Annotated in this window: 20 protein-coding genes; 7 read left to right on the top strand and 13 right to left on the bottom strand. The window is 73.8% G+C overall.

Annotation, left to right across the window (positions count from 1 at the left end):
- From ACFYXU_RS08840 to lipB, 3 genes are all read right to left on the bottom strand, one after another.
- Nucleotides 1-216 carry a hypothetical protein gene (locus ACFYXU_RS08840; protein ID WP_148004411.1) on the bottom strand — a complete coding sequence of 72 codons (216 nt, stop codon included), beginning with the start codon at nt 214-216 and terminating at the stop codon, nt 1-3.
- Nucleotides 217-534: 318 nt separating this feature from the next.
- A complete protein-coding gene (gene lipA, locus ACFYXU_RS08835; RefSeq protein WP_189802162.1) occupies nt 535-1,503 on the bottom strand; it encodes a lipoyl synthase in 969 nt (322 codons plus the stop codon).
- A gap of 103 nt (nt 1,504-1,606) precedes the next feature.
- Nucleotides 1,607-2,446 carry a lipoyl(octanoyl) transferase LipB gene (lipB, locus tag ACFYXU_RS08830; RefSeq protein ID WP_376513740.1) on the bottom strand — a complete coding sequence of 280 codons (840 nt, stop codon included), beginning with the start codon at nt 2,444-2,446 and terminating at the stop codon, nt 1,607-1,609.
- A gap of 288 nt (nt 2,447-2,734) precedes the next feature.
- Between lipB and ACFYXU_RS08825 the strand changes: the two genes are divergently transcribed.
- The gene (locus ACFYXU_RS08825; protein WP_361393981.1) at nt 2,735-4,201 is read left to right on the top strand and encodes a regulator; all 1,467 of its coding nucleotides are present in this window, start codon (nt 2,735-2,737) and stop codon (nt 4,199-4,201) included.
- A 676-nt stretch (nt 4,202-4,877) separates the two neighbouring features.
- On the opposite strand, the gene ACFYXU_RS08820 is transcribed toward ACFYXU_RS08825, so the two are convergent.
- Both ACFYXU_RS08820 and ACFYXU_RS08815 read right to left on the bottom strand, forming a co-directional pair.
- Nucleotides 4,878-6,233: an NAD(P)/FAD-dependent oxidoreductase gene (locus ACFYXU_RS08820; protein ID WP_389457012.1), complete on the bottom strand. Its 1,356-nt coding sequence runs from the start codon at nt 6,231-6,233 to the stop codon at nt 4,878-4,880.
- A 213-nt stretch (nt 6,234-6,446) separates the two neighbouring features.
- Nucleotides 6,447-7,367: a TIGR01777 family oxidoreductase gene (locus ACFYXU_RS08815; protein WP_389408219.1), complete on the bottom strand. Its 921-nt coding sequence runs from the start codon at nt 7,365-7,367 to the stop codon at nt 6,447-6,449.
- Nucleotides 7,368-7,406: 39 nt separating this feature from the next.
- On the opposite strand from ACFYXU_RS08815, the gene ACFYXU_RS08810 reads away from it, so the two are divergent.
- Nucleotides 7,407-7,904, top strand: coding sequence for a GNAT family N-acetyltransferase (locus ACFYXU_RS08810; protein ID WP_389457010.1), 498 nt, complete (start codon nt 7,407-7,409; stop codon nt 7,902-7,904).
- A 102-nt stretch (nt 7,905-8,006) separates the two neighbouring features.
- On the opposite strand, the gene ACFYXU_RS08805 is transcribed toward ACFYXU_RS08810, so the two are convergent.
- Entirely contained in the window at nt 8,007-8,702 is a 696-nt protein-coding gene (locus ACFYXU_RS08805) for a TetR/AcrR family transcriptional regulator (RefSeq protein WP_376513777.1), read from the bottom strand.
- 89 nt (nt 8,703-8,791) lie between these two features.
- Here ACFYXU_RS08805 and ACFYXU_RS08800 point away from each other — a divergent pair, with 89 nt between their 5' ends.
- Complete coding sequence (locus ACFYXU_RS08800) at nt 8,792-9,586, top strand: SDR family NAD(P)-dependent oxidoreductase (protein ID WP_384574512.1); 795 nt, start codon at nt 8,792-8,794, stop codon at nt 9,584-9,586.
- Between the two features lie 70 nt (nt 9,587-9,656).
- On the opposite strand, the gene ACFYXU_RS08795 is transcribed toward ACFYXU_RS08800, so the two are convergent.
- Nucleotides 9,657-10,178, bottom strand: a complete 522-nt coding sequence (locus tag ACFYXU_RS08795) for a DUF4240 domain-containing protein (RefSeq protein WP_361394314.1) — start codon at nt 10,176-10,178, stop codon at nt 9,657-9,659.
- 99 nt (nt 10,179-10,277) lie between these two features.
- Between ACFYXU_RS08795 and ACFYXU_RS08790 the strand changes: the two genes are divergently transcribed.
- On the top strand, nt 10,278-11,198 hold the full coding sequence (locus ACFYXU_RS08790) for an SDR family oxidoreductase (protein ID WP_389457007.1): 921 nt from the start codon (nt 10,278-10,280) through the stop codon (nt 11,196-11,198).
- Between the two features lie 171 nt (nt 11,199-11,369).
- Here the strand turns inward: ACFYXU_RS08790 and ACFYXU_RS08785 are convergent, their stop codons facing one another.
- From ACFYXU_RS08785 to ACFYXU_RS08760, 6 genes are all read right to left on the bottom strand, one after another.
- Nucleotides 11,370-12,332: a helix-turn-helix transcriptional regulator gene (locus ACFYXU_RS08785; RefSeq protein ID WP_376513729.1), complete on the bottom strand. Its 963-nt coding sequence runs from the start codon at nt 12,330-12,332 to the stop codon at nt 11,370-11,372.
- Between the two features lie 43 nt (nt 12,333-12,375).
- On the bottom strand, nt 12,376-15,081 hold the full coding sequence (gene aceE / locus ACFYXU_RS08780) for a pyruvate dehydrogenase (acetyl-transferring), homodimeric type (RefSeq protein ID WP_376517747.1): 2,706 nt from the start codon (nt 15,079-15,081) through the stop codon (nt 12,376-12,378).
- A 310-nt stretch (nt 15,082-15,391) separates the two neighbouring features.
- Nucleotides 15,392-16,015, bottom strand: coding sequence for a GntR family transcriptional regulator (locus tag ACFYXU_RS08775; protein ID WP_123451562.1), 624 nt, complete (start codon nt 16,013-16,015; stop codon nt 15,392-15,394).
- Between the two features lie 120 nt (nt 16,016-16,135).
- Nucleotides 16,136-17,980 carry a 2-oxoglutarate dehydrogenase, E2 component, dihydrolipoamide succinyltransferase gene (sucB, locus tag ACFYXU_RS08770; RefSeq protein WP_389457004.1) on the bottom strand — a complete coding sequence of 615 codons (1,845 nt, stop codon included), beginning with the start codon at nt 17,978-17,980 and terminating at the stop codon, nt 16,136-16,138.
- A 62-nt stretch (nt 17,981-18,042) separates the two neighbouring features.
- Entirely contained in the window at nt 18,043-19,431 is a 1,389-nt protein-coding gene (lpdA, locus tag ACFYXU_RS08765) for a dihydrolipoyl dehydrogenase (protein ID WP_389457002.1), read from the bottom strand.
- Between the two features lie 356 nt (nt 19,432-19,787).
- Nucleotides 19,788-21,293, bottom strand: a complete 1,506-nt coding sequence (locus ACFYXU_RS08760) for a leucyl aminopeptidase (RefSeq protein ID WP_376515246.1) — start codon at nt 21,291-21,293, stop codon at nt 19,788-19,790.
- Between the two features lie 305 nt (nt 21,294-21,598).
- On the opposite strand from ACFYXU_RS08760, the gene ACFYXU_RS08755 reads away from it, so the two are divergent.
- The 3 genes from ACFYXU_RS08755 to ACFYXU_RS08745 are packed head-to-tail and all read left to right on the top strand — an operon-like array spanning nt 21,599 to nt 26,685.
- Entirely contained in the window at nt 21,599-23,689 is a 2,091-nt protein-coding gene (locus tag ACFYXU_RS08755) for a hypothetical protein (protein WP_376515248.1), read from the top strand.
- A 27-nt stretch (nt 23,690-23,716) separates the two neighbouring features.
- A complete protein-coding gene (gene pelF / locus ACFYXU_RS08750; RefSeq protein ID WP_361394001.1) occupies nt 23,717-25,246 on the top strand; it encodes a GT4 family glycosyltransferase PelF in 1,530 nt (509 codons plus the stop codon).
- Nucleotides 25,243-26,685 carry a hypothetical protein gene (locus tag ACFYXU_RS08745; RefSeq protein ID WP_389457000.1) on the top strand — a complete coding sequence of 481 codons (1,443 nt, stop codon included), beginning with the start codon at nt 25,243-25,245 and terminating at the stop codon, nt 26,683-26,685. Before pelF ends, ACFYXU_RS08745 begins: the two co-directional genes overlap by 4 nt.

The raw sequence follows: 26,685 nt of genomic DNA, 5'->3' as shown, positions 1-26,685 counted from the left end.
TTACGTGGCCCGGGAAGTCCGGCCGGACGCGACCTCCATCACGTGCTGGGCCTCGACCCGGTCCTTGGCGCGGCGGCGGTCCTCCAGGACGGAATTCCAGGCGTTGCGCCGTGCGGTGCGCTGGCCGGCGCCCAGGAGCAGGGACTCCACGGCCTTCAGGGCGTCGGTGACGGACGGGATCGCGGTGACGCGGACGTGCGTCGATGCGGCCGGCATACGGGGGCCTCCCTCGATTGCGGGTGAGACGAGGTGGGGGTGTGAGCGGGTGGTGGCGGTGGGTGAAACCAGGCTCACAGATCGGTGTTACCAGGGCGTGACCCGGTGGTCAAACACTGATGAATCGTTGATGCGGCCGGTCGGGCGAGCCGGGAACGACGGCGCGGTCCGCACCTCCCCGCTGAGCTGCGGGGTCGTACGGACCGCACCGGATTCGGTCACTACTGGCCAGTAACTACTTGTGCTCGGATTCACACGACGGGCGCGTGACCCGGATCAGACCGCCTGGGCCTGGGTGGCGTCGTCCACCCGCGCGGATCAGACCGCCTGGGTGGCGTTGTCCACCGCCCCGCGCTTCTCGATGGCCTGCTGGTAGAGCCGTCCCGCGCGGTACGAGGAGCGGACCAGCGGGCCCGACATCACACCGGAGAAGCCGATCTCGTCGGCCTCCTCCTTGAGCTCCACGAACTCCTGGGGCTTCACCCAGCGCTCCACGGGGTGGTGCCGGACCGAGGGGCGCAGGTACTGCGTGATCGTGATGAGCTCGCAGCCGGCGTCGTGCAGCTGCTGGAGCGCCTCGCTGATCTCCTCGCGGGTCTCGCCCATGCCGAGGATCAGGTTCGACTTCGTGACCAGACCGTAGTCGCGGGCCTGGGTGATGACGTCCAGGGACCGCTCGTACCGGAAGCCCGGACGGATCCGCTTGAAGATCCGCGGGACGGTCTCGACGTTGTGCGCGAAGACCTCGGGGCGCGAGTCGAAGACCTCCTTGAGGAGCTCCGGCACCGCGTTGAAGTCGGGGGCGAGCAGCTCGACCTTGGTGCGGCCGTCGGCGCGCTCCGCCGTCTGCTGGTGGATCTGGCGCACGGTCTCCGCGTACAGCCAGGCGCCGCCGTCCTCCAGGTCGTCGCGCGCGACGCCCGTGATGGTGGCGTAGTTCAGGTCCATCGTGACGACCGACTCGCCCACGCGGCGCGGCTCGTCCCGGTCCAGCGCCTCCGGCTTGCCCGTGTCGATCTGGCAGAAGTCGCAGCGCCGGGTGCACTGGTCGCCGCCGATGAGGAAGGTCGCCTCGCGGTCCTCCCAGCATTCGAAGATGTTGGGACAGCCCGCCTCCTGGCAGACCGTGTGCAGCCCCTCGCTCTTCACGAGGCCCTGCATCTTCGTGTACTCGGGCCCCATCTTCGCGCGGGTCTTGATCCACTCGGGCTTGCGCTCGATGGGGGTCTGGGCGTTCCGGACCTCCAGGCGCAGCATCTTGCGTCCGTCGGGTGCGACTGCGGACACATCGGCTCCTGTAGCTTCGATTCTTCGGCGCACACCAGGGTACGCCCGTTGCTTCCATGCCTTGCCTACGCTTGGCCAACCCGTGGCCAGAGCCCGGCATTCCTCAGGCCGAGGCGGGCTCCGCGGCCCGCTCCTCCCCGCGTGCGCCCGCGTCCGCGCGCTCGATCTCCCGGGGCTTCGGCTCCGCGTTCTCCAGGACGTCCCGCAGGTGCCTCTCCACGACCGGCAGCACCTCCTCGACGGTGAGGTCCCGGCCCAGCTCGTTCGCGAGCGAGGTCACGCCCGCGTCGCGGATGCCGCACGGGATGATCCGGTCGAACCAGGCGTTGTCCGGGTTCACGTTGAACGAGAAGCCGTGCATCGTGACGCCCTTGGCGACCCGGATGCCGATGGCCGCGAGCTTCCGGTCCTCGCGGCGCTGGCCGGCGTTGGACGGGGCGTACTCGGGGCCGTTCAGCCGGGGGTCGAACTCCTCGTCGGTCAGCCTCGGGTCGAAGTCGAGGGAGAGCCCGCCGATCGCCGGGCGCCGCTCGACCGGGTCGCCGAGGACCCAGACCCCGCTGCGGCCCTCGACCCGCGTCGTCGCCACGCCGAACTCGGCGGCGGTGAGGATCAGGGCCTCCTCCAGCCGGCGCACGTGCGCGACGACGTCCACCGGGCGGGGCAGCTTCATGATCGGGTACCCGACCAGCTGGCCCGGGCCGTGCCAGGTGATCTTGCCGCCGCGGTCGACGTCCACCACCGGCGTCCCGTCGAGGGGCCGCTCGCTCTCCTGGGTGCGCCGTCCGGCCGTGTACACCGGAGGGTGCTCGAGGAGCAGACAGGTGTCGTCGATCTCGTCGGCGAACCGCGCGGCGTGCACTTCGCGCTGCTTGTCCCACGCCACCTGGTAGTCGACGGCTTCCGCGCCGAACCCAAGGCGGACGAATCGCAGCTCACTCACGGCCATGCCTCCTCCTGGGTGCCGGGAGCCGGGGACCGGGGATCATCCCGGGCCGGCGCGGCACCATGCGTCATTCGCGCCCATGCCACTGTACGGCGGCGCGGGGGGCACCCCTCCGGCAGGTGGACGGGGACGCCTCCGTCAGCGACGTCCTCAATCCTCACACGATCGGATGAATCTGGGGCGAAGGTGGCGGTACGGGCCGTGCGGACCGCTAAATTCACGCCGTTCCATGAGGGTCCGACGGGACTGCCGCCCGGACCCGGAAGGCAGGAGACCGCACAGCAGATGACGGAACGACCACCGCAGCGCATCCCGAACCGCCAGCTCGCCGCGCTCATCGCCGAAGCGGGGTTCTCCAACGCGGGGCTCGCCAGACGGGTCGACCAGCTCGGTCTGGAACACGGCCTCGACCTGCGGTACGACAAGACCTCCGTGACCCGCTGGCTCCGCGGCCAGCAGCCGCGCGGCACCACCCCCGCGCTCATCGCCGAGGTCTTCACCCGTCGCCTCGGCCGCCGCCTCTCCGCCCAGGACCTCGGCCTCGACGCCTGCGCGCCCGTCTACGCGGGCCTGGAGTTCGCCGCCACCCCCGAGGAGGCCGTCGACATCGTGAGCGGCCTGTGGCGCAAGGACTCCGGCAGCCACGCCGAGCTCCGCAAGATCGCCTTCACCCCCGCCGGGCTCGTCGTCCCCAGCCGCGACTGGCTGATCGGCCGCGCCGACGACCGGGTCGCCCGCGGCGAGCAGCACCCCGCGCCCCGCATCGCCGCACCCCCGCACGACCCCCGCGTCCCGCCCCAGAGCCGCGCCTCGGTGCCCCGCCAGCGCGGTACGGACCGGGGCCCCGGGCAGCGCGTCTCCGGCGGCGACATCGCCGCCCTCCGCTCGGTCGGCGAACTCTTCCGCACCCTCGACCACGCCTACGGCGGCGGCCACGCCCGGCAGGCCCTCGTCCGGTACCTGGAGCACGAGGCCGAGCCCATGCTGCGCGGCACGTACGGGGAGACCACCGGGCGCCGGCTCTTCGCCGCCGTCGCCGACCTCACCCGGCTCGCGGGCTGGACCTCGTACGACATCGCCGCCCACGGTCTCGCCCAGCGCTACTTCGTCCAGGCGCTGCGCCTCGCCCAGGCGGCCGGGGACCGCGCCTACGGCTCGTACGTGCTCCTCACCATGAGCTGCCAGGCCGTCTACCTCGGCCACGGACGGGAGGCCGTCCAGCTCGCCCGGGTCGCCCAGCAGGGCGTCGGGCCCGCCGCGCCGCCCGTCGTCCAGGCGATGCTGCACGCCGTCGAGGCGCGGGGGCACGCGGTGCTCGGCGAGGCGCGCGCGTGCAGCGCCGCGCTGGTCCGCGCCGAGCGGGCGCAGGAGGCGGCCCGGCCCGGCGACGAGGTCCCCCACTGGGCCCGCCACTTCGACGAGGCGCAGCTCTCCGACGAGCTCGGGCACTGCCACCGGGACCTCCAGCAGTACCGGCCGGCCGCGCAGTACGCGGAGCGCGCCCTCCAGCTCCGGGCGCCCGGCTTCGCCCGCAGCCGCCTCTTCTGCCGGGTGGTCCTCGCCACCTCCCGGCTGGCCCTCGGCGAACTCGACCAGGCGTGCGCGCTGGGCGCGGAGGCGGCGCAGCAGGCCTCGGAGATGCGGTCGGCGCGGGCGGTCGAGTACGTCCGGGACTTCGAGCGCCGCCTGGAGCCGTACCGCGACGCGGCGGCGGCCCGCACGTACCGCGACCGAGTGGCCACCTTCAGCTGACGCGCCGCCCCGCCACCCGAGCGGGGCGGCCCCGCCGCCCGCGAGTGACCGGACCCGCCGCTGGGTGCGGGCTCGCACCCGCTGCCCGCGCGGGCCCGGACCCGCCGCCCGCGCGGGCCCGGACCCGCCGCCCGCGTGGGTCCGGCCCCGCTGCCCGCGTGGGTTCGGACCCTCTGACGGGTGCGGGCTCGGACCCCGGCCTGCGTGGGCGCGCCCCGTGCGTCCGCGTAGGGGCAGCCCAGCTGCCACGTGGGCCGTCGCCCGCCTCCGGGCGCCCGCGCCCGTGTGGGCCTTCGCCCCGCCCCCGTGTGGGCGCTCGCCCGGTGCCCGTGTGGGCAATCGTCCCGCTGGGGCGGGACGGGTGGGCACACGGGACGGCGCGCTTAGCGGCGCCTCCGCGTTCTGCGCCGTGGCCCGCACCTTCCGGGTGCCGTCACCGGTGGTGCGGGTCGGGGCGCAGAAGCCTCTGGCGCCGGCAGGGCGCGGGTCCGTTGTGCCCACCCGTTCCGCCCCTTGCGGAACGCCTGCCCACAACGGCCCGGCGGGGGCGCCTGCCCATAACGCGCGGGCGCGACGGACCGGCGGGGCGCAGGCCCGCCACGTGCCGGGCGCGGGCCCACAGCGGGGCCGGGCGCGGGCCCCAGCGGGGTCGGGTGCGGGGTCCCGTCGGTGGGTGTCAGGCGGCGGCGTCCGTCGACGGCGCGCGGACGCCCAGGTCCTTCAGGAGGGCCCTCGTCGCGCGCGCCGCCGACGCCAGCGCCCCCTGCACCGTGGACGTGTCCCGGTGGTCGCCGCACGCGTAGAGCCCGGCCAGCAGCCGGACCGGTCGGTGCGCGTCGTGCGGCGGCGGCATCGCCGGGACCGCGTCCGGGGTGTGGTGGAGGGCCAGGAGCTCCCAGTCGTCCGTGGACGTGCCGTACAGCGTGGCCAGGTGCTTGCGGACCCGCCGCTCCGTGTCGTCCGGGGGCGTCCCGAGGACCGTGGACGTGACGAGGGTCCGCCCGGCCGGCGCCCGGGTCGGGTCGACCGCGCTCATCACCGCCGTGTGGGCGACCGGACCGCCCGCGTCGGACTCCAGGAGCAGCGTCGGGTCCGCCGTGGGCGCCGCGGGCGCCGTGTGGTGGAGGACCGTCACCGGGTGGAAGGCGGGCACCCGCAGCCCCGGCAGCAGTTCCGCCGCCGTGCGCGCCCCCGTGGCGAGCAGCACCGAGCGACAGCCGAACACGCCGTGCCCGGCGGTCCTGACCCGGGACACCGACACGTCCGTGACCCGGACGCCGGTGCGGACGGTGCCCGGCGGCAGTGCGGCGGCGAGCCGCTCGGGGAGCGCCGCCGCACCGCCCTCCGGGACCGCCGCCCGCCCCCGGGCGAAGGCCCGGAGCGCCAGGTCGGCCTGACGGCTCGACATGCCGAGGTCCGGGTCGGCGAGGAGCGCCGCGAGCAGGGGCCGCAGCACGCCCTGCACGGTCCGGGCGGGGAGCCGCGCGGTGAGGGCCTCCCGGGCGGTCCGGTCGGGCCGGACGAGCAGCCGCTGCGCCGGTGTCGCGGCGAGCCGCACGAGGGAGGCGCCGAGCCGCGCCTGGTCGAGCGAGGCGGCCGGATTCCGGGGGGCGCTCGCGAGGGCGCGCGCCATGTTGAACGCTCCCCCCACGCCCCGGTGGACCCCGGCGCCCCGGAGTCCGGCCGTCCGGCGCGGGTGCGGGACGCCCCACCGCGCGTACCGCCCGTCGCTGTGGACGAGTACCCCGGGCGTGAAGGGGCGGAGCTCCAGGCCGTCGAGGCCCGGCGTGGTCCGCAGCTCCTCGGGCGAGAGGGTGAGCAGCGGGCCGACCCGGTCGAGCAGGAAGCCGTCGACGAGGTCGGTGGCGAGCCGCCCGCCGACCCGCGGCTCGGCCTCCAGGACGGCGACGGCGAGCCCGGCGCGGGTCAGCCGGTGCGCGGCCGCGAGGCCCGCCGTACCGGCTCCCACGATGACGACGTCGACGGCCTCCACGACGTCCCTGTGCTGTGCGCTGGTTGCGGTACTGAGCACGTGCCCCTCCCCAGGTCGGCGCGCCGGTGGGAGGCATTGTGCCCCCAACGGGCCTCCGGAATGCCCGAGTTCGCGTTCGTATCGAACGCTGGGCATCGGACGGTGGGCATCGAGCCTAGGCAGCGCCCCCGGGGAAGTCGGCCGCGCGCGGCGGGGTGCACGCAGCACGGGGGCGCGCGGGCGCGCACGTCCGGGGACGGCCGGGGGCGCGGATCAGCGCAGCGCCGCCCGGATCGAGTCGTCGATCGTGGGGAAGGCGAAGTCGAAGCCGGTCTCCAACAGGCGTCCCGGCAGCACCCGCTGACTGCCCAGCACGTCCTGGGCGAAGTCGCCGAGGACGACCCGCAGGGCCGGCGCGGGGACGGTGAAGAGGGTCGGACGGTGCAGGACCCGGCCCATCGCTGCGGTCACCTCGCGGTTGGTGACCGGTTCGGGGGCCGTGAGGTTCACCGGACCGGACAGGCCGGGGGTGTCGACGAGGTGGCGCAGGGCGGCCACCTCGTCGTGGAGGGAGATGTACGACCAGTACTGCCGCCCGTCGCCCATCCGCCCGCCGACCCCGGCCCGGAAGACGGGGAAGAGGCGGCCCCAGGCGCCGCCCTCGCGGGCGACCACCAGGCCCGTGCGGGCGTACGTGACCCGGATGCCGGCCTCCTCGGCGGCGGCGGCCGCGGCCTCCCACTCGACGCAGACCGAGGGCAGGAAGCCCGTCCCGGCGGGGGCGCTCTCGTCCACCGCGCGGGTGCCCGTGTCGCCGTAGAAGCCGAGCGCCGTGCCGCAGACGAGCGCCTCCGGCGGGTCGGCGAGCGAGGCGAGCGCCTGCGCGACGGCCGTGGTGCCGAGGACCCGGCTGTCCCGGATCTCCTTCTTGTACGCCTCGTTCCAGCGGCGCTCGCCGACGCCCGCGCCCGCCAGGTGCACGACGGCGTCGACGCCGACGAGGCCGGCGGCGTCGACGTACAGCCGCTTCGGGTCCCATTCGACCTCGTCGGCCGTGCGGGCGGGGCGGCGGACGAGACGGAGGACGTCGTGGCCGTCGGCGCGCAGGGAGCGGACCAGGGCCGAGCCGATGAGCCCGGAGGCGCCGGTGACGGCGACACGCTTGCGGATCGCGGAACGCTGCATGGTCCCCATCCTGCCCTCCCCGGACCGGTCCGTGGCACAGTGACCGGCATGATCGTGCCGGAGACGCTGATACGGACCGCCGTGCAGGACGACGACGCCGCGCTCGCGGAGCTCGACCGGACCACCTGGTCGACGCTCCACGCGGTGCAGCCCCGGCCGGCGCCGGGCCGGCCCTTCCTCGACGCCCGCCATCTGCCCGGGGACTACCTGGTGGCGGTGCGCTCCGGGCAGCTCGTCGGCTTCGTGCGGGTGGTGCCGCCGACCCCGCTCGCGGCGACCGCCCACGTCCGTCAGATCCAGGGCCTGGCCGTGGCCGAGTCGGCCCGGGGCGGGGGAGTCGCCCGGGCGCTGCTGCGGGCCGCGATGGACCGGGCCCGGGCGGAGGGGGCGGTCCGGATCACGCTGCGGGTCCTCGGGCACAACGCCCCGGCCCGGGCGCTGTACGCCTCGGAGGGCTTCGCGGTGGAGGGCGTGCTGCCGGGGGAGCTGTTCCTCGACGGGGCGTACGTGGACGACGTCCTCATGGGCCGCTCGCTGCGCACCTGAGGGCTTCCGCCCCGGCCCGCGCGCCCGGAGGACGCCGCCGCACACCTGCGGGGGCCCGCGATCAGGCCGCACACCCGAGGGCCCCCGCCCAGGCCCCGCGGGTCACCCGACCGAGGCGCCGTCCCGCAGCAGCCGCATGCCGCCCATCAGTTCGCGCAGGCAGCGGACCGCCAGGGCGGCCGGGGCGCCCTCGCCGCGCTCCGGGGCGTCCGTCCCGGCCCAGCTCTCCAGGGCGATCCGGATGGCGTCGGTGGCCGCCGCCGCCGCGAGCCGCACCTCCAGCGGGTCGGCGTCCGGTCCGGCGAGCCCGGCGACGACGTCGCGCAGCCGTTCCTCGGACTCCTGGTTGACCCGGTACCAGACGGCCCGGAGGGCGGGGTCCTCGGCGGCGGCGCGGAGCAGCCCGCGGGTCCAGCGCAGGCCCTCCTCCTCGGCGGCGGACTCCGGGGTGAGGGAGGCGGCGATCGAGCGCTCCAGGGCCTCGGGCACGCCCGCGCCGGGCTCCGTCGCGGCGAGCCGCGCCCGCCAGCGGTCGGCGCCGCCCGCGAGGAGCGGGGCGACGGCGTCCTGCTTGGAGCGGAAGTAGCGGTAGAAGGTGCGCAGGGCGACGCCCGCCCGCTGGGCGATCTCCTCGGCCGTGGTGCCGTCGGGTCCGCGCTCGGTGAAGAGCTCGGCGGCGGCGCGGGCGATGTCCAGCTGGGTGGCGGCCTTGCGGCGTTCCGTCAGCGAGGGGGAGGGGGAGGGGGCCCCCTCGGGCTTCGTGCTCACCCGTGAAGCGTACGCCCGCGACTGCCTCATGTGCATGACGTGCAGGTGTGGCAAAACGTGCCATGCAGGCGTACGGTGGCACCAATCCCCGGAAAGCTTGACATCGAGAGGTTGTCGACATGAACCAGCTGACCCGTTATGAAGGACGCCGCGCCCTCATCACCGGCGGCGGCTCCGGCATCGGCCAGGCCACCGTCCTGCGCGTGCTCGCCGAGGGCGGCCGCGTCGTCGCCGCGGACATCAGCGAGGACGGCCTCAAGGACACCGTCGCCAAGGCCGGCGACGCCGCCGACCGCCTCACCACCGTCGTCGTGAACGTCGGCGACGAGGCCTCCGTACGGGCCGGCGTCGCCGCCGCCGTCGAGGCGCTCGGCGGCCTGGACGTCCTGGTCAACGCGGCCGGCATCCTGCGCTCCTCGCACACCCACGAGACGAGCCTCGACTCCTTCGAGCAGGTCATACGGATCAACCTCACCGGCACCTTCCTGATGATCCGCGAGGCGATCCCCGCCCTCCTGGAGGGCAACGGCTCCGCCGTCGTGAACTTCTCCTCCACCTCCGCGCTCTTCGCCCACCCCTACATGGCCGCCTACGCGGCCAGCAAGGGCGGCATCCAGTCGATGACCCACGCGCTCGCCGCCGAGTACGCCAAGCAGGGCATCCGCTTCACCGCCGTCCAGCCCGGCTCCATCTCCTCCGGCATGACGGACGGCACCGGCGCCAGCCGCCAGAGCGTCGGCCCCGGTCTCCCCGAGGACGCCGACTGGTCGCTCTTCACCAAGCTCGCCCCCGCCCTCGGCCAGGGCTTCGCCGGTCCCGAGACCGTCGCCGGCGTCGTCGCGATGCTCGCCTCCGAGGACGGCCGGTTCATCACCGGCACCGAGGTCCGCATCGACGGCGGCACCCACTTCTGACGTCCACCGCCCCCGCCCCCGGCGCCGCACCACCCGGGGGCGCGGAGCACCCGCGCCTCGCCCCCGCGCGTCACACCGTCCCGAAGCGCTCCCACAGCCGGGGGAACCTGGCCGCGAGCGCGTCGTCGTCCGCCAGGTCGAAGGGCGCGCCCAGCGGCTCCCCGCCCGGCATCGGGATGCCCAGGTCGGGGGTCTCCGCGCCGGTCAGCGCCTCGTACGCCTCGTCCGCCGCGAAACCGATCTCCTCGCCGTCCCCGTCGATCTCCACGTCGAAGTCGCCGAGCAGTTCCGCGAGCGCGTCCGGATCGTGCACACCGCCCTCGTACACCTCCCGGCCCTGGCCGATCAGCCAGCAGCGGAACGAGTCGAAGGTCTCCTCGCCCGCCCCGTCGAAGAGCACCGCCGCGGCGCCCCACAGGTCCCAGAGGTAGGCGCGGTTGAAACGGGCCTCGAAGTGGCGCGCGTAGTCGAGCACCGAGTCGGGGTCCAGCCGGGTCAGCCGCTCCACGAGCAGATCGGCCTGCTCCTCGGGGTCGCCCTCGGCTTCCTCGCGGGTGGCGTCGATCAGCTCCCAGAACTCGGTCTCGTCCATCACGGGACCAGCATCACGGCTCGCGAGGTCCGACGCACCCGGAAAGCCCGAAACGAATCCGGACAGAAGATGTCGTGCTTTCCTGCCAGCCTGGGGACCATGACGACAGAAACCACCCCCCTGCGCGGACGGATCTGCCTGGTCGCCGGTGCCACCCGGGGCGCCGGACGGGCCATCGCCGTCCAGCTCGGCGCCGCCGGAGCCACCGTCTACGTCACCGGACGCACCACCCGCGAGAAGCTCAGCGAGGTCGGCCGCGCCACGGAGACCATCGAGGAGACCGCCGAACTGGTGACGGCCGCGGGCGGCGAGGGCATCGCCGTCCCCACCGACCACCTGGAGCCCGAGCAGGTCCGCGCCCTCGTCGACCGGATCGACCGGGAGCGGGGCCGGCTCGACGTCCTCGTCAACGACGTGTGGGGCGGCGAGCACCTGCTCGTCTTCGGCAGGAAGACCTGGGAGAGCGACCTCGACGGCGGCCTCAGGATGCTCGAACTCGGAGTGAGGACCCGCGCCATCACCTCGCACCTCGCGCTCCCGCTGCTGATCCGCCACTCCGGCGGGCTCGTCGTCGAGGTCACCGACGGCACGGCCGAGTACAACGGGACCCGGTACCGCGAGAACCTGTACTACGACCTCACCAAGAACGCGCCCCTCCGGATGGCCTTCGGCCTCGCGAAGGAGCTGGCGGAGTTCGGCGGCACCGCCGTCGCCGTCACGCCCGGCTGGCTCAGGTCGGAGCAGATGCTCGCCGGCTTCGGCGTCACCGAGGAGAACTGGCGCGACGCCACCGCGAAGATCCCGGACTTCGCCGTCTCCGAGTCGCCGGTGTACGTCGGCCGGGCCGTCGCCGCCCTCGCCGCCGACCCCGACCGCCACCGCTGGACCGGGCAGTCGCTGTCCAGCGGCGGCCTCGCGAAGGAGTACGGGTTCACCGACGCGGACGGCTCCCGGCCGGACGCCTGGGGCTTCATCATCGCGGGCGAGACCGGCACACCGGACGTGGCGGACTACCGGTAGGGCCCGTACGGCCGACCACCGGTAGGGCCCGTACGGCCGACCACCGGTAGGGCTCGTACGGCCGGCCGCTAGCGCCGTACGGCCGACTAACGGTGGCGCTCGTTACGGCCCTGCCGGTGGCGCTCGTACGGCCTCCACGCCCCCGCCCCTGCCGGTGGCGCCCGCACGCCGCTACCCGTACAGCGCCGCCATCCCCCGGGCCGCCTCCGCGCACCTCGTGCGGAGCGTGTCCGGGGCCAGCACCTCCACCTCCGGGCCGAGTCCGAGCAACTGGCTGAAGGCGACGTCCTCGCTCTCCACCCGCAGGACCACCCGCAGCAGGCCGTCCTCGGCGGTCCCGGCCGCGAGCGCCGCCTCGGCCGCCGCGCGGTCCGTGACGTACGGCAGCCGCCGCGCGCCCGCCTCCGAGAGCCGTACCGTCACCTCCGCGCGGAGCAGGGAGCGGGCGAACTCGGCCGACCGCTCCTCCCAGAAGGCGGGCAGGTCGAAGTCAGGGTCCCGGTCGAAGCGGTCCTCGCCCACGGCCACCGCCGTGAAGCGGTCCACCCGGTACGTGCGGAAGGAGCGGCCCGAGCGCGCGCAGACGTACCAGACCCCCGCCTTCAGGACGAGGCCGTGCGGTTCGAGCTCCCGCTCCACCTCCGCGCCGTCCCCGCGCCGGTACCGGGCCGACACCCGCCGGTCGTCCCACACGGCCTCCGCCACCGGGGCGAGCAGCTCCGGGGTCTCGGGCTCCTGGTACCAGCCGGGCGCGTCCAGGTGGAAGCGCCGGGCCGCCGACTCGTGCGCGTCCCGCAGCGAGGGCAGCAGCGCCGCCGACACCTTCAGGCGGGCCGCCGAGGCCGCGTCCGCCAGCCCCATGTCCCGCAGCGCGCCCGGCAGCCCCGACAGGAACAGCGCCTCCGCCTCACCGCGCGCCAGCCCCGTGAGCCGCGTGCGGTAGCCGCCGACGAGCCGGTAGCCGCCGGCCCTGCCCCGGTCCGCGTACACCGGCACCCCGGCCTCGGAGAGGGCGAGCGCGTCCCGGGTGATGGTCCGCTCCGACACCTCCAGCTCCGCGGCCAGTTCGGCCGCCGTCATCGACGGACGCGACTGGAGGAGCAGGACCAACTTGATGAGGCGGGCGGCACGCATGACTCCATCATGCGTGCCGCCCGCCTCGGCGGAGCGGGGGCCCTTACAGGCCGTAGCGCTCGCGCGCCTCCTTCACGGCCGAGGCCGGGACCTCGCCGCGGCGGGCCAGCTGGGCCAGGGCCGCGACGACGATCGACTGGGCGTCGACGCCGAAGTGGCGGCGGGCCGCGTCGCGGGTGTCCGAGAGGCCGAAGCCGTCGGCGCCCAGCGAGGTGTAGTCCTGCTCGATCCACTGCGCGATCTGGTCCGGGACCTGGCGCATGTAGTCGGAGACCGCGAGGACCGGGGAGTCGACGCCCTCCAGGGCCTTGCGGACGTACGGCACCTGCTCCTCGCCGCGCAGGAGGGCCGCGTCGGCCTCCAGCGCGTCACGGCGCAGCTCGGTCCAGGAGGTCGCGGACCACACGTCGGCGCCCACGCCCCACTCGGCGGCGAGCAGCTTCTGCGCCTCCAGGGCCCAGTGGATGGCCGTGCCGGAGGACAGCAGCTGGATCCGCGAGGCGTTCGCGGGCAGGTCGAGACCGGCCGACTCCGCCGTGTTGAAGCGGTACAGGCCCTTGACGATGCCCTCGTCGATGCCGGACGGCTTGGCCGGCTGCGGCATCGGCTCGTTGTAGACCGTCAGGTAGTAGAAGACGTTCTGGTCCTCGCCCTCGGCGGCCTCGCCGTACATCCGGCGCAGACCCTCCTTGACGATGACCGCGACCTCGTAGGCGAACGCCGGGTCGTACGTCAGGGCGGCCGGGTTGGTGGCCGCGATCACCGGCGAGTGGCCGTCGGCGTGCTGGAGGCCCTCGCCCGTCAGGGTCGTGCGGCCGGCGGTCGCGCCGACGAGGAAGCCGCGGCCGAGCTGGTCGCCGAGCTGCCACATCTGGTCGGCGGTCCGCTGCCAGCCGAACATCGAGTAGAAGATGTAGAAGGGGATCATCGCCTCGCCGTGCGTGGAGTACGCGGTGGACGCGGCGATGAAGTCGGCCATCGAGCCGGCCTCGGTGATGCCCTCGTTCAGGATCTGGCCGTTGACGGCCTCCTTGTAGTACATCAGCTGGTCGCGGTCGACCGGCTCGTACGTCTGGCCCTTCGGCGAGTAGATGCCGAGCGACGGGAAGAGCGACTCCATGCCGAAGGTACGGGCCTCGTCCGGGACGATCGGGACCCAGCGCTTGCCGGTCTCCTTGTCGCGGATCAGGTCCTTGATCAGTCGCACGAACGCCATCGTGGTGGCCATCGACTGCGAGCCGGAGCCCTTGTCGAACGCGGCGAACGCCTTGTCGGCCGGGGCCGGCAGCGGGGCGAGCGGGTGCGTGCGGCGGGCCGGGGCCGGGCCGCCGAGGGCCGCGCGGCGCTCCTGGAGGTAGCGGACCTCGGGGGAGTCGGCGCCGGGGTGGCCGTAGGGCACCTGGCCGTCGGCGAACCGCTCGTCGGAGATGGGCAGCTCAAGAAGGTCACGCATGTTCTTGAACTCGTCCGTCGACAGCTTCTTCATCTGGTGGTTCGCGTTCTTCGACGCGAAGCCCTCACCCAGGGTGAAGCCCTTGACGGTCTGCGCGAGGATCACCGTCGGCGCGCCCTTGAACTCCAGGGCGGCCTTGTAGGCGGCGTACACCTTGCGCGGCTCGTGGCCACCGCGGGAGAGGTGGAAGCACTCGAGGATCTTGTCGTCGGACAGCAGCTGCGCCATCGCGACGAGCGCCGGGTCCTTGCCGAAGAAGTCCTGGCGGATGTAGGCGGCGTCGCGGGTCTGGTACGTCTGGACCTGCGCGTCCGGCACCTCGCGGAGGCGGCGGACGAGGGCGCCGGTGGTGTCGAGCGCGAACAGCTCGTCCCAGGCGTTGCCCCACAGCGACTTCACGACGTTCCAGCCGGCGCCGCGGAACTGGGCCTCCAGCTCCTGCACGATCTTGAAGTTGGCGCGGACCGGGCCGTCGAGGCGCTGAAGGTTGCAGTTGATGACGAAGGTCAGGTTGTCCAGACCCTCGCGGGCCGCCAGGGCGAGGGCCGCGGTCGACTCGGGCTCGTCCATCTCGCCGTCACCGAGGAACGCCCACACGTGCGAGGCGGAGACGTCCTTGATGGCGCGGTTGGTCAGGTAGCGGTTGAACCGCGCCTGGTAGATCGCCGAGAGCGGGCCCAGACCCATGGAGACGGTGGGGAACTCCCACAGCCAGGGGAGGCGGCGCGGGTGCGGGTAGGAGGGCAGGCCGTTGCCGCCGGACTCCTGCCGGAAGTTGTCGAGGTGGGACTCGTCCAGGCGTCCGTCGAGGAACGCGCGGGCGTAGATGCCGGGGGAGGCGTGGCCCTGGATGTAGAGCTGGTCGCCGGAACCGTCGGCTTCCTTGCCCTTGAAGAAGTGGTTGAAGCCGGTCTCGTAGAGCCAGGCCGCGGAGGCGAAGGTGGCGATGTGGCCGCCGACGCCGTGCTTGGAACCGCGGGAGACCATCGCGGCCGCGTTCCAGCGGTTCCACGCGGTGATCTTCCGCTCCATCTCCTCGTCGCCGCCGAACTCGGAGACCGAGGGCTCGGCGGAGGTGGGGATGGTGTTGACGTAATCGGTCTCCAGGAGCTTCGGCAGGGCCAGGCCCGCGCCCTCGGCGTGCTGGAGCGTACGGCGCATCAGGTAGGCGGCCCGGTGGGGGCCGGCGGCCTTGGTGACGGCGTCCAGGGAGGCCGCCCATTCGGCGGTCTCCTCGGTGTCACGGTCCGGGAGCTGGTCGAGCTCGCTCGGAATCTTGCCTACGGGATCGGTCATGATCGCCGCCTTCCGGACAGGTGGGGTGGAGATGGTGGCCTTGTCTGGCAGGACAGGGCGAAGGGCCGGGTGCGGCCCGCCGAAGACTCTAAACCGGCGATCGATGATCGATCAAAGGGTTGAAGGCGAAAACCTCTTCAGATCGAGAAAGTCGGCACAGGGTGCCAGGGCGGAGGGCACCCGGTGCCTCGGCCGGTGGCCTGTTTTCGCAGGTCGGAACGGCTGCCGAAGGGCTGTTCCGGGGCTGTGCGCGCACGAATGAGCGGGCCCGTCGACGAACGGGCCCGCTCACTGTGCGTAAAGTCATGGCTCAGGCGCGCGGTGCGCAGCCCAGAACGTGTGCCTTCACGAGCGCACCGATGTTCGGATCGCCCCGCCGGAAGGCCTCCACCAGCTCCTGGTGCTCCTCCGCGTACGACTTCTGGACCGTGCCCAGCCAGCGGATCGACAGGGCCGTGAACACCTCGATGCCCAGCGTCTCCCAGGTGTGCAGCAGGACGCCGTTCCCGGCCGCCTTCACCAGCTCCCGGTGGAAGGCCACCGTGTGCCGCACCTGCGCCGTCCCGTCGGAGGCCGCGTCCGCCTCGTACAGGGCCGCCACGTGCGGCTCCAGGGTCGAGCAGTCCGCCGCGAGCCGCCCGGCCGCCAGCTCGGCCGCGATCTGCTCCAGACCGGCCCGGACGGGGTAGCTCTCCTCCAGGTCGGCCGCCGTGAGGTTGCGGACCCGGACGCCCTTGTTCGGCGCCGACTCGATCAGCCGCAGCGACTCCAGCTCGCGCAGCGCCTCGCGGACGGGGGTCTGGGAGACCTCCAGCTCGGTCGCGATCCGGCGCTCCACGATGCGCTCGCCCGGCTTCCAGCGGCCGCTGACGATCCCCTCCACGATGTGCTCGCGGATCTGCTCGCGCAGCGAGTGGACGACGGGGACGGTCATGAAGCGGCTCCTCGGGGAGTGTTGACCCTTAGACAATACGGCGGCGCCCCCGTCCGGAAACACTTCCGGACGGGGGCGCCGCTGGTGAGGCTCGTTACGTTGCCTTTCGGCGACCGTGCCTCACAGGCCGAGGTCGACCTCGAACTCGCCGGCCTCCAGGATCGCCTTGACGGCGGTCAGGTAGCGGGCGGCGTCGGCGCCGTCCACCAGGCGGTGGTCGTACGACAGCGTCAGGTAGGTCATGTCGCGGACGCCGATGACGGTGCCCTCGGCGGTCTCGATGACGGCCGGACGCTTGACCGTGGCACCGATGCCCAGGATGGCGACCTGGTTCGGCGGCACGATGATCGTGTCGAACAGCGCACCGCGCGAGCCGGTGTTGCTGATGGTGAAGGTCGCGCCGGAGAGCTCGTCCGGCGTGATCTTGCTGGCGCGGACCTTGCCGGCCAGCTCGGCCGTGGCCTTGGAGATGCCGGCGATGTTCAGGTCGCCCGCACCCTTGATGACCGGCGTCATCAGACCCTTCTCGGAGTCCACGGCGATGCCGATGTTCTCCGAGTCGAAGTACGTGATGGTGCCCTCGTCCTCGTTGATCCGGGCGTTGATGACCGGGTGGGCCTTCAGCGCCTGGGCCGCCGCCTTCACGAAGAACGGCATCGGGGAGAGCTTGACGCCCTCACGGGCGGCGAACGCGTCCTTGGCGCGGCCGCGCAGCTTCATCAGCTTGGTGATGTCGACCTCGACGACCGAGGACAGCTGGGCCTGGCCGTGCAGCGCCTTCATCATGTTGTCGCCGATGACCTTGCGCATGCGGGTCATCTTGACCGTCTGGCCACGCAGCGGGGAGGCCTCCGCGGCGGCGGCCTTCGGCGCGGCGGCGGCCGGGGCGGCGGCGGGAGCGGCCGAGGCGGCCTTCTTGGCCTCGGCGGCCGCGAGGACGTCCTGCTTGCGGATGCGACCGCCGACGCCGGAGCCCTTGACGGACGCCAGGTCGACACCGTTCTCGGTGGCGAGCTTGCGCACGAGCGGGGTCACGTAGGCGCCGTCCTCCGCCGGGGCCGCCGGGGCGGCCGCGGGGGTGGCCGGGACCGGGGTGACCACGGCCGGGGCGATGGACGGGGCGGCGGCGGCCGGAGCCGGAGCCGCGGCGGCCGGAGCCGGAGCGGCCGGAGCCGCGGCGGGGGCAGCCGGAGCCGGAGCGGGGGCGGCCGGAGCCGGGGCAGCCGCGGCCGGGGCCGGAGCCGCCGGAGCCGGGGCGGCGGCCGGAGCCGGAGCCGCCGGAGCCGGGGCGGCGGCCGGAGCGGCACCCGCGGCGCCGATGACGGCCAGCTTGGCGCCGACCTCGGCGGTCTCGTCCTCGGCGACGACGATCTCCAGGAGAACGCCGGAGGCGGGGGCGGGGATCTCGGTGTCGACCTTGTCCGTGGAGACCTCGAGCAGCGGCTCGTCGGCCTCGACGGTCTCGCCGACCGACTTCAGCCAGCGGGTGACGGTGCCCTCGGTGACGGACTCGCCGAGCGCCGGCAGGACGACGTCGGTGCCCTCGGCGGAACCACCGCCGGAGGCCGCCTCGGCCGTCGGCGCGGGGGCCGGCTGCTCGGCCTCGGTGGACGGCTCGGCCTGCGGGGCCTCCTGCGCGGGGGCTTCCTGCGCGGGGGCTTCCTGCGCCGGGGCCTCGGCGGCCGGGGCCTCGGCGGCCGGGGCCTCGGCAGCGGCGGGGGCGCCGCTGCCGTCGTCGATGATGGCGAGCTCGGCGCCCACCTCGACCGTCTCGTCCTCGGCGACCTTGATGGAGGCCAGGATGCCCGAGGCGGGGGCGGGGATCTCGGTGTCGACCTTGTCGGTCGAGACCTCGAGCAGCGGCTCGTCGGCCTCGACGCGCTCGCCCTCGGCCTTGAGCCAGCGGGTGACGGTGCCCTCGGTGACGCTCTCGCCGAGCGCCGGCAGGGTTACGGAAACCGACATGGTTTCAGTTGCTCCTAACGAATTGCGGAAAGTGGTCGTCGCGCCCTGTGATGACGTGAGCGTCAGTCGTGGGAGTGCAGAGGCTTGCCGGCGAGGGCCAGGTGGGCCTCGCCGAGGGCCTCGTTCTGCGTCGGGTGGGCGTGGATGAGCTGCGCGACCTCGGCCGGCAGCGCCTCCCAGTTGTAGATCAGCTGAGCTTCGCCGACCTGCTCGCCCATGCGGTCACCGACCATGTGGACGCCGACCACGGCACCGTCCTTGACCTGGACGAGCTTGATCTCGCCCGCGGTCTTGAGGATCTTGCTCTTGCCGTTGCCCGCGAGGTTGTACTTCAGGGCGACGACCTTGTCCGCGCCGTAGATCTCCTTGGCCTTGGCCTCGGTGATGCCGACGGAGGCGACCTCGGGGTGGCAGTACGTCACCCGGGGCACACCGTCGTAGTCGATCGGGACGGTCTTCAGACCGGCCAGGCGCTCCGCGACGAGGATGCCCTCGGCGAAGCCGACGTGCGCGAGCTGGAGCGTCGGGACGAGGTCGCCCACGGCCGAGATCGTCGGCACGTTGGTGCGCATGTACTCGTCGGCCAGGACGTAGCCGCGGTCCATGGCGACGCCCTGCTCCTCGTAGCCGAGACCGGCGGAGACCGGGCCGCGGCCGATGGCGACCAGGAGGACCTCGGCCTCGAAGGTCTTGCCGTCGGCCAGGGTGACCTTGACGCCGCTGTCGGTGTACTCGGCGGACTGGAAGAAGGTGCCGAGGTTGAACTTGATGCCGCGCTTGCGGAACGCGCGCTCAAGAAGCTTGGAGCTGTTCTCGTCCTCGACCGGGACCAGGTGCTTCAGGCCCTCGATGACCGTGACGTCGGTGCCGAAGGACTTCCACGCCGAGGCGAACTCGACGCCGATGACGCCGCCGCCCAGGATGATCGCGGACTCCGGGACGCGGTCCAGGGTCAGCGCGTGGTCCGAGGAGATGATCCGGTTGCCGTCGATCTCCAGGCCGGGCAGGGACTTCGGCACGGAACCGGTGGCCAGGAGGACGTGACGACCCTCGACGCGACGGCCGTCCACGTCGACGGAGGTCGGGGAGGACAGGTGACCGGTGCCCTCGATGTACGTCACCTTGCGGGAGGCGACGAGACCCTGGAGACCCTTGTACAGGCCCGAGATCACGTCGTCCTTGTACTTGTGCACGGCCTTGATGTCGATGCCCTCGAAAGAGGCCTTGACACCGAACTGCTCCGCCTCGCGCGCCTGGTCGGCGACCTCGCCGGCGTGGAGCAGGGCCTTCGTCGGGATGCAGCCGTTGTGCAGGCAGGTGCCGCCGAGCTTGTTCTTCTCGATCAGTGCGACGTCCAGGCCCAGCTGCGCTCCGCGCAGCGCCGCGGCGTAACCGCCGCTACCGCCGCCGAGAATCACTAGGTCGAAAACGGTGCTGGCGTCGTTCGCCACGTCACGTCCTCCATGCATGTGCGCTCGTCGCCGGTCGTCGACGACCTGGCGGCGGCTGGTGTCCGGCCGCTTTATTTCGGCCCTGTGGTGGGGGCCCTGTCCTGCCGAGAACCCATCTTCGCACTTGTTGACGGACGACGGGACGCGGGGCCGTGCTCTGAGACGGCCGATCGTCCGTCCGGCGGGGTCACGGGAGCGGACGAACCTGCGGATTTCGTCGCGGGCGAACAGCCGGGGGCGCACCGGCGCGGGCCGGACGGGCGCGAGCGCACGGCGCCGGGCGCACCGGCGCGGGCCGCGCGCGGGAAGGCCCCGGAGCCGAAGCGGCCCGGGGCCTTCCGTCACGGACGCGCGGCTCAGACCTCGCCGGCCGCCGTGAGCTCGGCCAGCTTCACCAGGGTGCGGACCGAGGAGCCGGTGCCGCCCTTCGGGGTGTAGCCGTACGGAGCGCCCTCGTGGAAGGCCGGGCCGGCGATGTCCAGGTGGGCCCAGGTGATGCCCTCGCCCACGAACTCCTGGAGGAAGAGACCGGCGACCAGGCCGCCGCCCATCCGCTCGCCCATGTTGGCGATGTCGGCGGTGGGGGAGTCCATGCCCTTGCGCAGGTCCGCGGGGAGCGGCATCGGCCAGGACTGCTCGCCTACCTCGTCCGCGATCTCGTGGATCGCGGTCCGGTAGTCATCGTCGTTGGCCATGATGCCGAAGGTGCGGTTGCCCAGCGCCAGGACCATGGCGCCGGTCAGCGTCGCCACGTCGACGATCGCGTCCGGGTGCTCCTCGGAGGCGCGGGTCAGCGCGTCGGCGAGGACCAGCCGGCCCTCGGCGTCGGTGTTCAGGACCTCGACGGTCTTGCCGCTGTACATGCGCAGCACGTCACCCGGGCGGGTGGCGGAGCCGGACGGCATGTTCTCCGCGAGGGCGAGCCAGCCCGTGACGTTGACCTCCAGGCCGAGGCGGGCCGCGGCGACGACGGACGAGAAGACGGCGGCGGCGCCGCTCATGTCGCACTTCATCGTCTCGTTGTGGCCGGCCGGCTTCAGGGAGATGCCGCCCGAGTCGTAGGTGATGCCCTTGCCGACCAGGGCGAGGGTCTTCTCCGCCTTCGGGTGCGTGTAGGCGATGCGGACCAGGCGGGGCGGGTTCACGGAGCCGACGCCGACGCCGAGGATGCCGCCGTAGCCGCCCTTGGCGAGCGCCTTCTCGTCGAGGACCTGGACCTTGAGGCCGTGCTCCTTGCCGGCGGCCTGGGCGGCGGCGGCGAACGCGGCCGGGGTCAGGTCGTTCGGCGGCTGGTTGATCAGGTCGCGGGCGCGGTTGATCTCCTCCGCGACGGCCTGGGCGCGCTCGGCGGCGGCCTTGAAGGCCTTGTCGCGCGGCTTGGCGCCGAGCAGGGCGACCTCGGCGAGCGGCTTCTTCGCGCCGGCGGCGTCCTGGTACGCGGTGTAGGCGTACGCGCCGAGCAGGGCGCCCTCCGCGATGGCGGCGGCGTCCTCGGCGGCGAGGATGGGCAGCGCGAAGGCGGCCTTCTTCGAGCCGGTCAGGGTGCGGGCGGCGGTGCCGGCGGCGCGGCGCAGGGTCTCCGCGTCGAAGGACTCGCCGTCCTCGGGGGCCGCGCCGAGGCCGACGGCCAGGACGACGGGGGCCTTGAGACCGGCGGGGGAGGGCAGCTTCGTCGCCTCACCTTCGGCACCCGAGGCGCCCAGCGTCTCCAGGACGGCGGCGAGCCGGCCGTCGAAGGCCTTGTCGACGGCCTCGGCGCCCGGGGCGGCGACCAGCGTCTTCCCGGACTTCGCGACGCCGACGACGAGGACGTCGGCGCGCAGCGTCGCCGCGCCGGCAGTGCTGAGAGTGAGAGCAGTCACGGTGGTGAAATCTCGCTTCCATTGAGTTCTGTGGCGGTCGAGGGATGGGCCGACCGTGCCCGCCGCATCGTATTTCGGCCCGGAGAGCGCCGAGAACGAGCCTACGCTCGCTCACCCGGTTCGCTCACGGCGGCGCTGATTCACTCATCCGTGGTGTCTCTTTCATGTTTACCCTTCCGGCCCCGGCCGCCCCGCCACACTCGCCTCATTCACGCAAGGACGACACACCGTTCTTCGCCTCATCAGCGACATCTCCACGGGACCCGCCGGTTCGGCCGGCGCCCGTCGAGGGGGGACACCAGCCCATGGACTCCGGCCGAATCCGTACGCCCAGAACCGCGCCGCGCGCCACCGCCGACGGCGGCGGCGCGCCCCGTGCGGGCAAGATCGCCGCGCTCGCCGCCGCCGCGCTGCTCGCCACCGTGGTCCCGTCCGCGCAGGCGGTCGCCGCGACGGCGCCCCGCGTGGACCTCACCGTCCTCGTCGTCGACGACGGCGGCAGCGCGGTCGGGGCGATCACCGCCGAACTGAAGGGCTCCGGCGTCCCCTACCGCAGGGTCGACCTGAACGACCCGAACCGGCCGGTCCTCGACACCGCCTTCCTGAGCGACACCGTCGACGGGCGGCCCCGCGCCAAGTACCAGGGCGTCGTCCTGCCCCACGAGAGCGCCTTCGGTCCCGACTCCGCCGAGGCCACCGCCCTCCACACGTACGAGCGGACCTTCGGGATCCCGCAGGTCGACGCCTACACCTGGTCGCACCCCGGCGTCGGCCTCGACTACACCGACCAGGGCGGCTGGTCCGGCGTCCTCGACGGCGTCACCGCGGGCGTCACCACCGCCGGACGCGCGGGCCCCTTCCGGTACCTCGCCGGCGCGCTCACCTTCGAGGACAACGACCCGGCGATCGCCGAGAGCTACGGCTACGCGGGCCGCCCCCGCGCCGGCTACACCAGCTACCTCGACGTGCCCGCGGCCGGCGGCGGCCGGGCCAGCCTCGTCGGCGAGTACACCGCCGACGGGCGCCGCGAACTCGTCGTCACCTTCGCCTACAACCAGTACCAGCGGCAGTTCCGGGCCCTCGCGCGTGGCATCGTCGACTGGCTCACCCAGGGCGTCCACCTCGGCCAGAGCCGCAACTACCTCTCCGTCCACGTCGACGACGTCTTCGCCCCCGACGCCCGCTGGGACCCCGCGCTCGACTGCACCCCCGGCGACTTCGACTGCGTCGGCGACGACGGCGAGGGCGTCGACCCGATCCGCATGACGGCCGCCGACGCCCAGTACGCCGCCGCCTGGCAGAAGTCCTCCGGCTTCACCCTCGACATGGTCTACAACGGCGGCCAGGGCGAGCAGTGGAAGACCGAGCACGGCGGCACCGACGCGCTCACCGACCGGCTCGTCGCCGACCGCGCCCAGTACCGGTGGATCAACCACACCTACACCCACCCCTTCCTCGGCTGCGTCCAGGACAACAGCGTCGTTCCCTGGCAGTGCGCCAAGGACACCAGCGGCAACACCCTCTGGGTCAGCCGCGCCGAACTCTCCGCCCAGATCCGCGACAACCACAACTGGGCGGTGCGCAAGGGCATCTCCGTCGACCGCTCCGAACTCGTCACCGGCGAGCACTCCGGCCTGAGGACCCTGCCCCAGCAGCCCGTCGACAATCCGAACCTCGCCGGCGCCCTCGCCGACAACGGGGTGAAGTGGACCGCGAGCGACAACTCCCGCGAACCCCAGCAGCGGGCCGTCGGCACCGGCGCCGCGAAGACCGTGCCCCGCCACCCGATGAACGTGTACTACAACGTGGGCACCGCCGCCGAGATGACCGACGAGTACAACTGGATCTACACGTCCCGCGCCGACGGCGGCAGCGGCGTCTGCGAGTCCAACCCGGCCTCCACCTGCCTGCCCGCCCCGCTCCCCACGGCTACCGGCTACGCCGACCACATCGTGCCGCAGGAAGCCCGTACCGCCCTCTCCCACGTCCTGGGCAACGACCCCCGCCCGCACTACGTGCACCAGTCCAACCTCGCCGAGGAGCGGCTGCTCTACCCCGTCCTCGACCGCGTACTGGCCGACTACCGGGCCCTGTTCGCGGCGAACGCGCCCCTGGTGAACCCCGCCCAGCGGGACGTCGGCACCGAGCTGGACCGCCGCGCCGCCTGGGACCAGGCCGTCACCGCCGGAAAGGTCACCGCCTACCGCGTCGGCACCACGGTCACCGTCAAGGCGCCCTCCGGCGTCACCGTGCCCGTCACCGCCCCCGAGGGCACCCGCAAGAACCTCGTGCTCGGCACCGCCGCCTTCGGCACCGCCTACGCCGGCGCCCGCTCCGCCTGGACCGCGCCCGAAGCGCTCCAGACCACCGTCACGCTCACGCTCCCGACCACCTGACCTGCTCGTTCCGGGGGGAACACACTCATGCCGAGCAGTGGCCGTCACGTCACCATGCTCACCGAAGGCACCTATCCGCATGTCCACGGCGGCGTCAGCACCTGGTGCGACCAGCTCGTCCGAGGCATGCCCGAGGTCGACTTCGAGATCCTCGCCCTCACCGGCAGCGGCCGCGAACCCGTCACCTGGGAGCTGCCGTCCAACGTCACCCGCCACACCGCCTACCCCCTCTGGGGACCCCCGCAGGGCCCGGCCGTCCGCCGGCCCCTGCGGGGGCGCGAACGCCGCCGCTTCCTCGACGCGTACGAACGCGTCCTGCTCGCCCTCCTCGACCCCGACGCGGGCTGCGACTTCGGCAGCGGCCTCTACGAACTCGCCGGACTCGCCCGGCAGGGACGGCTGACCGCCGCGCTGCGCTCCGAGCCCGCGCTGCGCTCCCTGATGTGGATCTGGACCATGCCGCACCTGCCGACGCTCGCGGCCCGGCCCACCGTCCACGACGCGCTCACCGCCACCGACCTGCTGGAACACGCCCTGCGCCCGCTCGCCGCCCGGATATCCACCGGCGGTGTGGCGCACGCCGTCTCCAGCGGACTCGCCACCCTGCCGGCGCTCGCCGCCCAGCACTTCGAAGGGGTGCCCTTCCTGCTCACCGAACACGGCATCTACCTCCGCGAGCGCTACCTCGGCTACCGCACCGAGGCACAGCGCTGGCCCGTCAAGGCCCTGATGCTCGGCTTCTACCGCGAGCTCAACACCCTCGGCTACCGCAAGGCCGACCTCATCACCCCCTGCAACCAGTACAACCGGCGCTGGGAGGAGCGCGGCGGGGCCCCCGCCGACCGCATCCGCACCGTCTACAACGGCGTCGACCCGGCCCTCTTCCCCGAGGCCGGACCCGAGCCCGAGACGCCCACGCTCAGCTGGTGCGGACGCGTCGACCCCATCAAGGACCTGGAGACCCTGATCCGGGCGTACGCGATCTGCCGGGCCGAACTCCCCGCGCTCAGGCTCCGGTTGTTCGGGCCGGTGCCCGCCGGGAACGAGGACTACCTCACCCGCCTGGAGAAGCTCGCCGCCGAACTCGGCGTGACCGACGGCGTCTCCTTCGAGGGCCGGATCAGCGACGTCCCCGCGGCCTACGCGGCCGGCAGCGTCGTCATGCTCTCCTCCATCAGCGAGGGCTTCCCCTTCTCCCTCATCGAGGCGATGTCCTGCGGCCGCGCCACCGTCTCCACCGACGTCGGAGGCGTACGGGAGGCCGTCGGCGACACCGGGATCGTCGTCCCGCCCCGCGAGCCCGCCGTCATGGCCGCCGCCGTCTCCGCGCTCCTCCAGGACGGGGCCCGCCGGGCCGAACTCGGCCGCCGCGCCCGGCAACGGGTCATCGACGAGTTCACCCTGCACCGCTCGGTCGACGGCTTCCGGCGGATCTACCGCGAGCTGGCCGGCACCCCGGCCGACCCGGTCGCGCCGCCCCAGGAACCCCTCCGCCTCAGGATCCCGTCCCCCCGCCGCACCTCCCCGTCCCTCGTCACGGGAGGCACCCCGGCATGAGCGGCTCCCTCTGGCTGAAGCCCCCGAAGGCGGGCGCCCCGCTGCCGGCGATCCCGCGCCCGCGCCGGACCGGCCCCGCGGAACGCCCCGCACCCCCGCCCCCCGACGACGGCCTCGCCGCCGATCCCGTCGACGAACTCGCCCGGCGGCTCGACGGGTTCGTCGCCGTCGCCGTGCACCCCGACGAGATCGCCGCGATCCTCGAGTCCGACGGCATGAACGACGAGCACATCCGGCTCACCTACGGCCGCGCCGACTCCTTCTCCCTCGCCGAGGACCTCTACGCGCGCGTGGAGCGGCGCCACCCCGAACCGGCGGCCCCGCCCGCCGGCGCCTGGTACGGCGAGCTCGCCGGCTGCCTGCTGCGCGGACTCGTCTTCGCGCTCCCCGGCCTCGCCTACGTCCTCGCCGCACCCCTCCTCGCCGGCGCCCACGGCCGGTTCGGGCTCCCCGCCGGAACCGTCCCGCTGCTCGCCGGAGCCGTCACCGGCTGGGTGTGGAACCAGGCCCTCTCCCACCGCGCGTACACCTGGCTCGGGCTCGGCGACCGGCCCGCCGCCGCCCGCGCCCTGCTCACCGGCGCCCCGGCCGGGGCCCTCGCCGGGGCCGCCGTCGCCCTCGCGACCGCCGGGCCGGGCGAGACCCCGGCCGCCGTCCTCGCCGCCGGACAGTCGCTCTACCTCGCCGCCGCGACCGTCCTCCTGGTCCTCGGCCGCGAACGGGCCCTGCTCTGCGCCCTGCTGCCGCTCACCGGCGCCGTCCCCGCCTTCCGCTGGGACCTGCCGGACGCCCTGCGCGCGACCCTCCTCCTCACCTCCCTCGCCGCCTCCGTCGTCCTCGCCGCGCTCGTCCTGCGCCCGGGGGCCCGCCCGGGAGCGGCGGGCCGCGGCGGACCCCCGCGGGCCGCCTCCCTCCCGTACGGCCTCTTCGGCCTCGGCAGCGGCCTGCTCGTCCTCCGGGCCGGCGTGGGCGACACCACGGTGGGCGGGGCGGGCGCGGTCATCGCGCTCACCCTCTCCATGGGGCCCGCCGAATGGCTGCTCCACCGCTTCCGGGACGGCAGCCTGACCCGGCTGCGGACCCTCACCACCGCCCGCGAGTTCCGCCGTGCGGTCACCGGGACCCTCGTCCTCTGCCTCGGCGGCTACCTCACCGTGCTCCTCGGGCTGGCCCTCGCCGCCTCCCTGGCCTGGCCGGGCGCGCCGTGGCCGACGCTGCCGCGCCTGGTCACCCTGCTCCTGACCGGGACCGTGCTCTGGCTCGGGCTGCTGCTCCAGGCCTTCGGCGCGGTGCTCAGCGCCGCCACCGTCTGCCTCCTCGCGGCGGCCGCCCAGTCCGTGGAACCCGTGGCGGGCCCGGTGGCCGCCGGGGGAGCGGCGGTGGTGCTCGCCGCGCTGACCTGTGTCCTCCTGGTACGACCGACCGCCCACCGCGCCTAG

The sequence above is a fragment of the Streptomyces sp. NPDC002232 genome, from assembly GCF_042890295.1.
Classification (GTDB): domain Bacteria; phylum Actinomycetota; class Actinomycetes; order Streptomycetales; family Streptomycetaceae; genus Streptomyces.
Note: the sequence above shows the minus strand (reverse complement) of the source record. Positions and strands in the feature narration are given on the sequence as shown.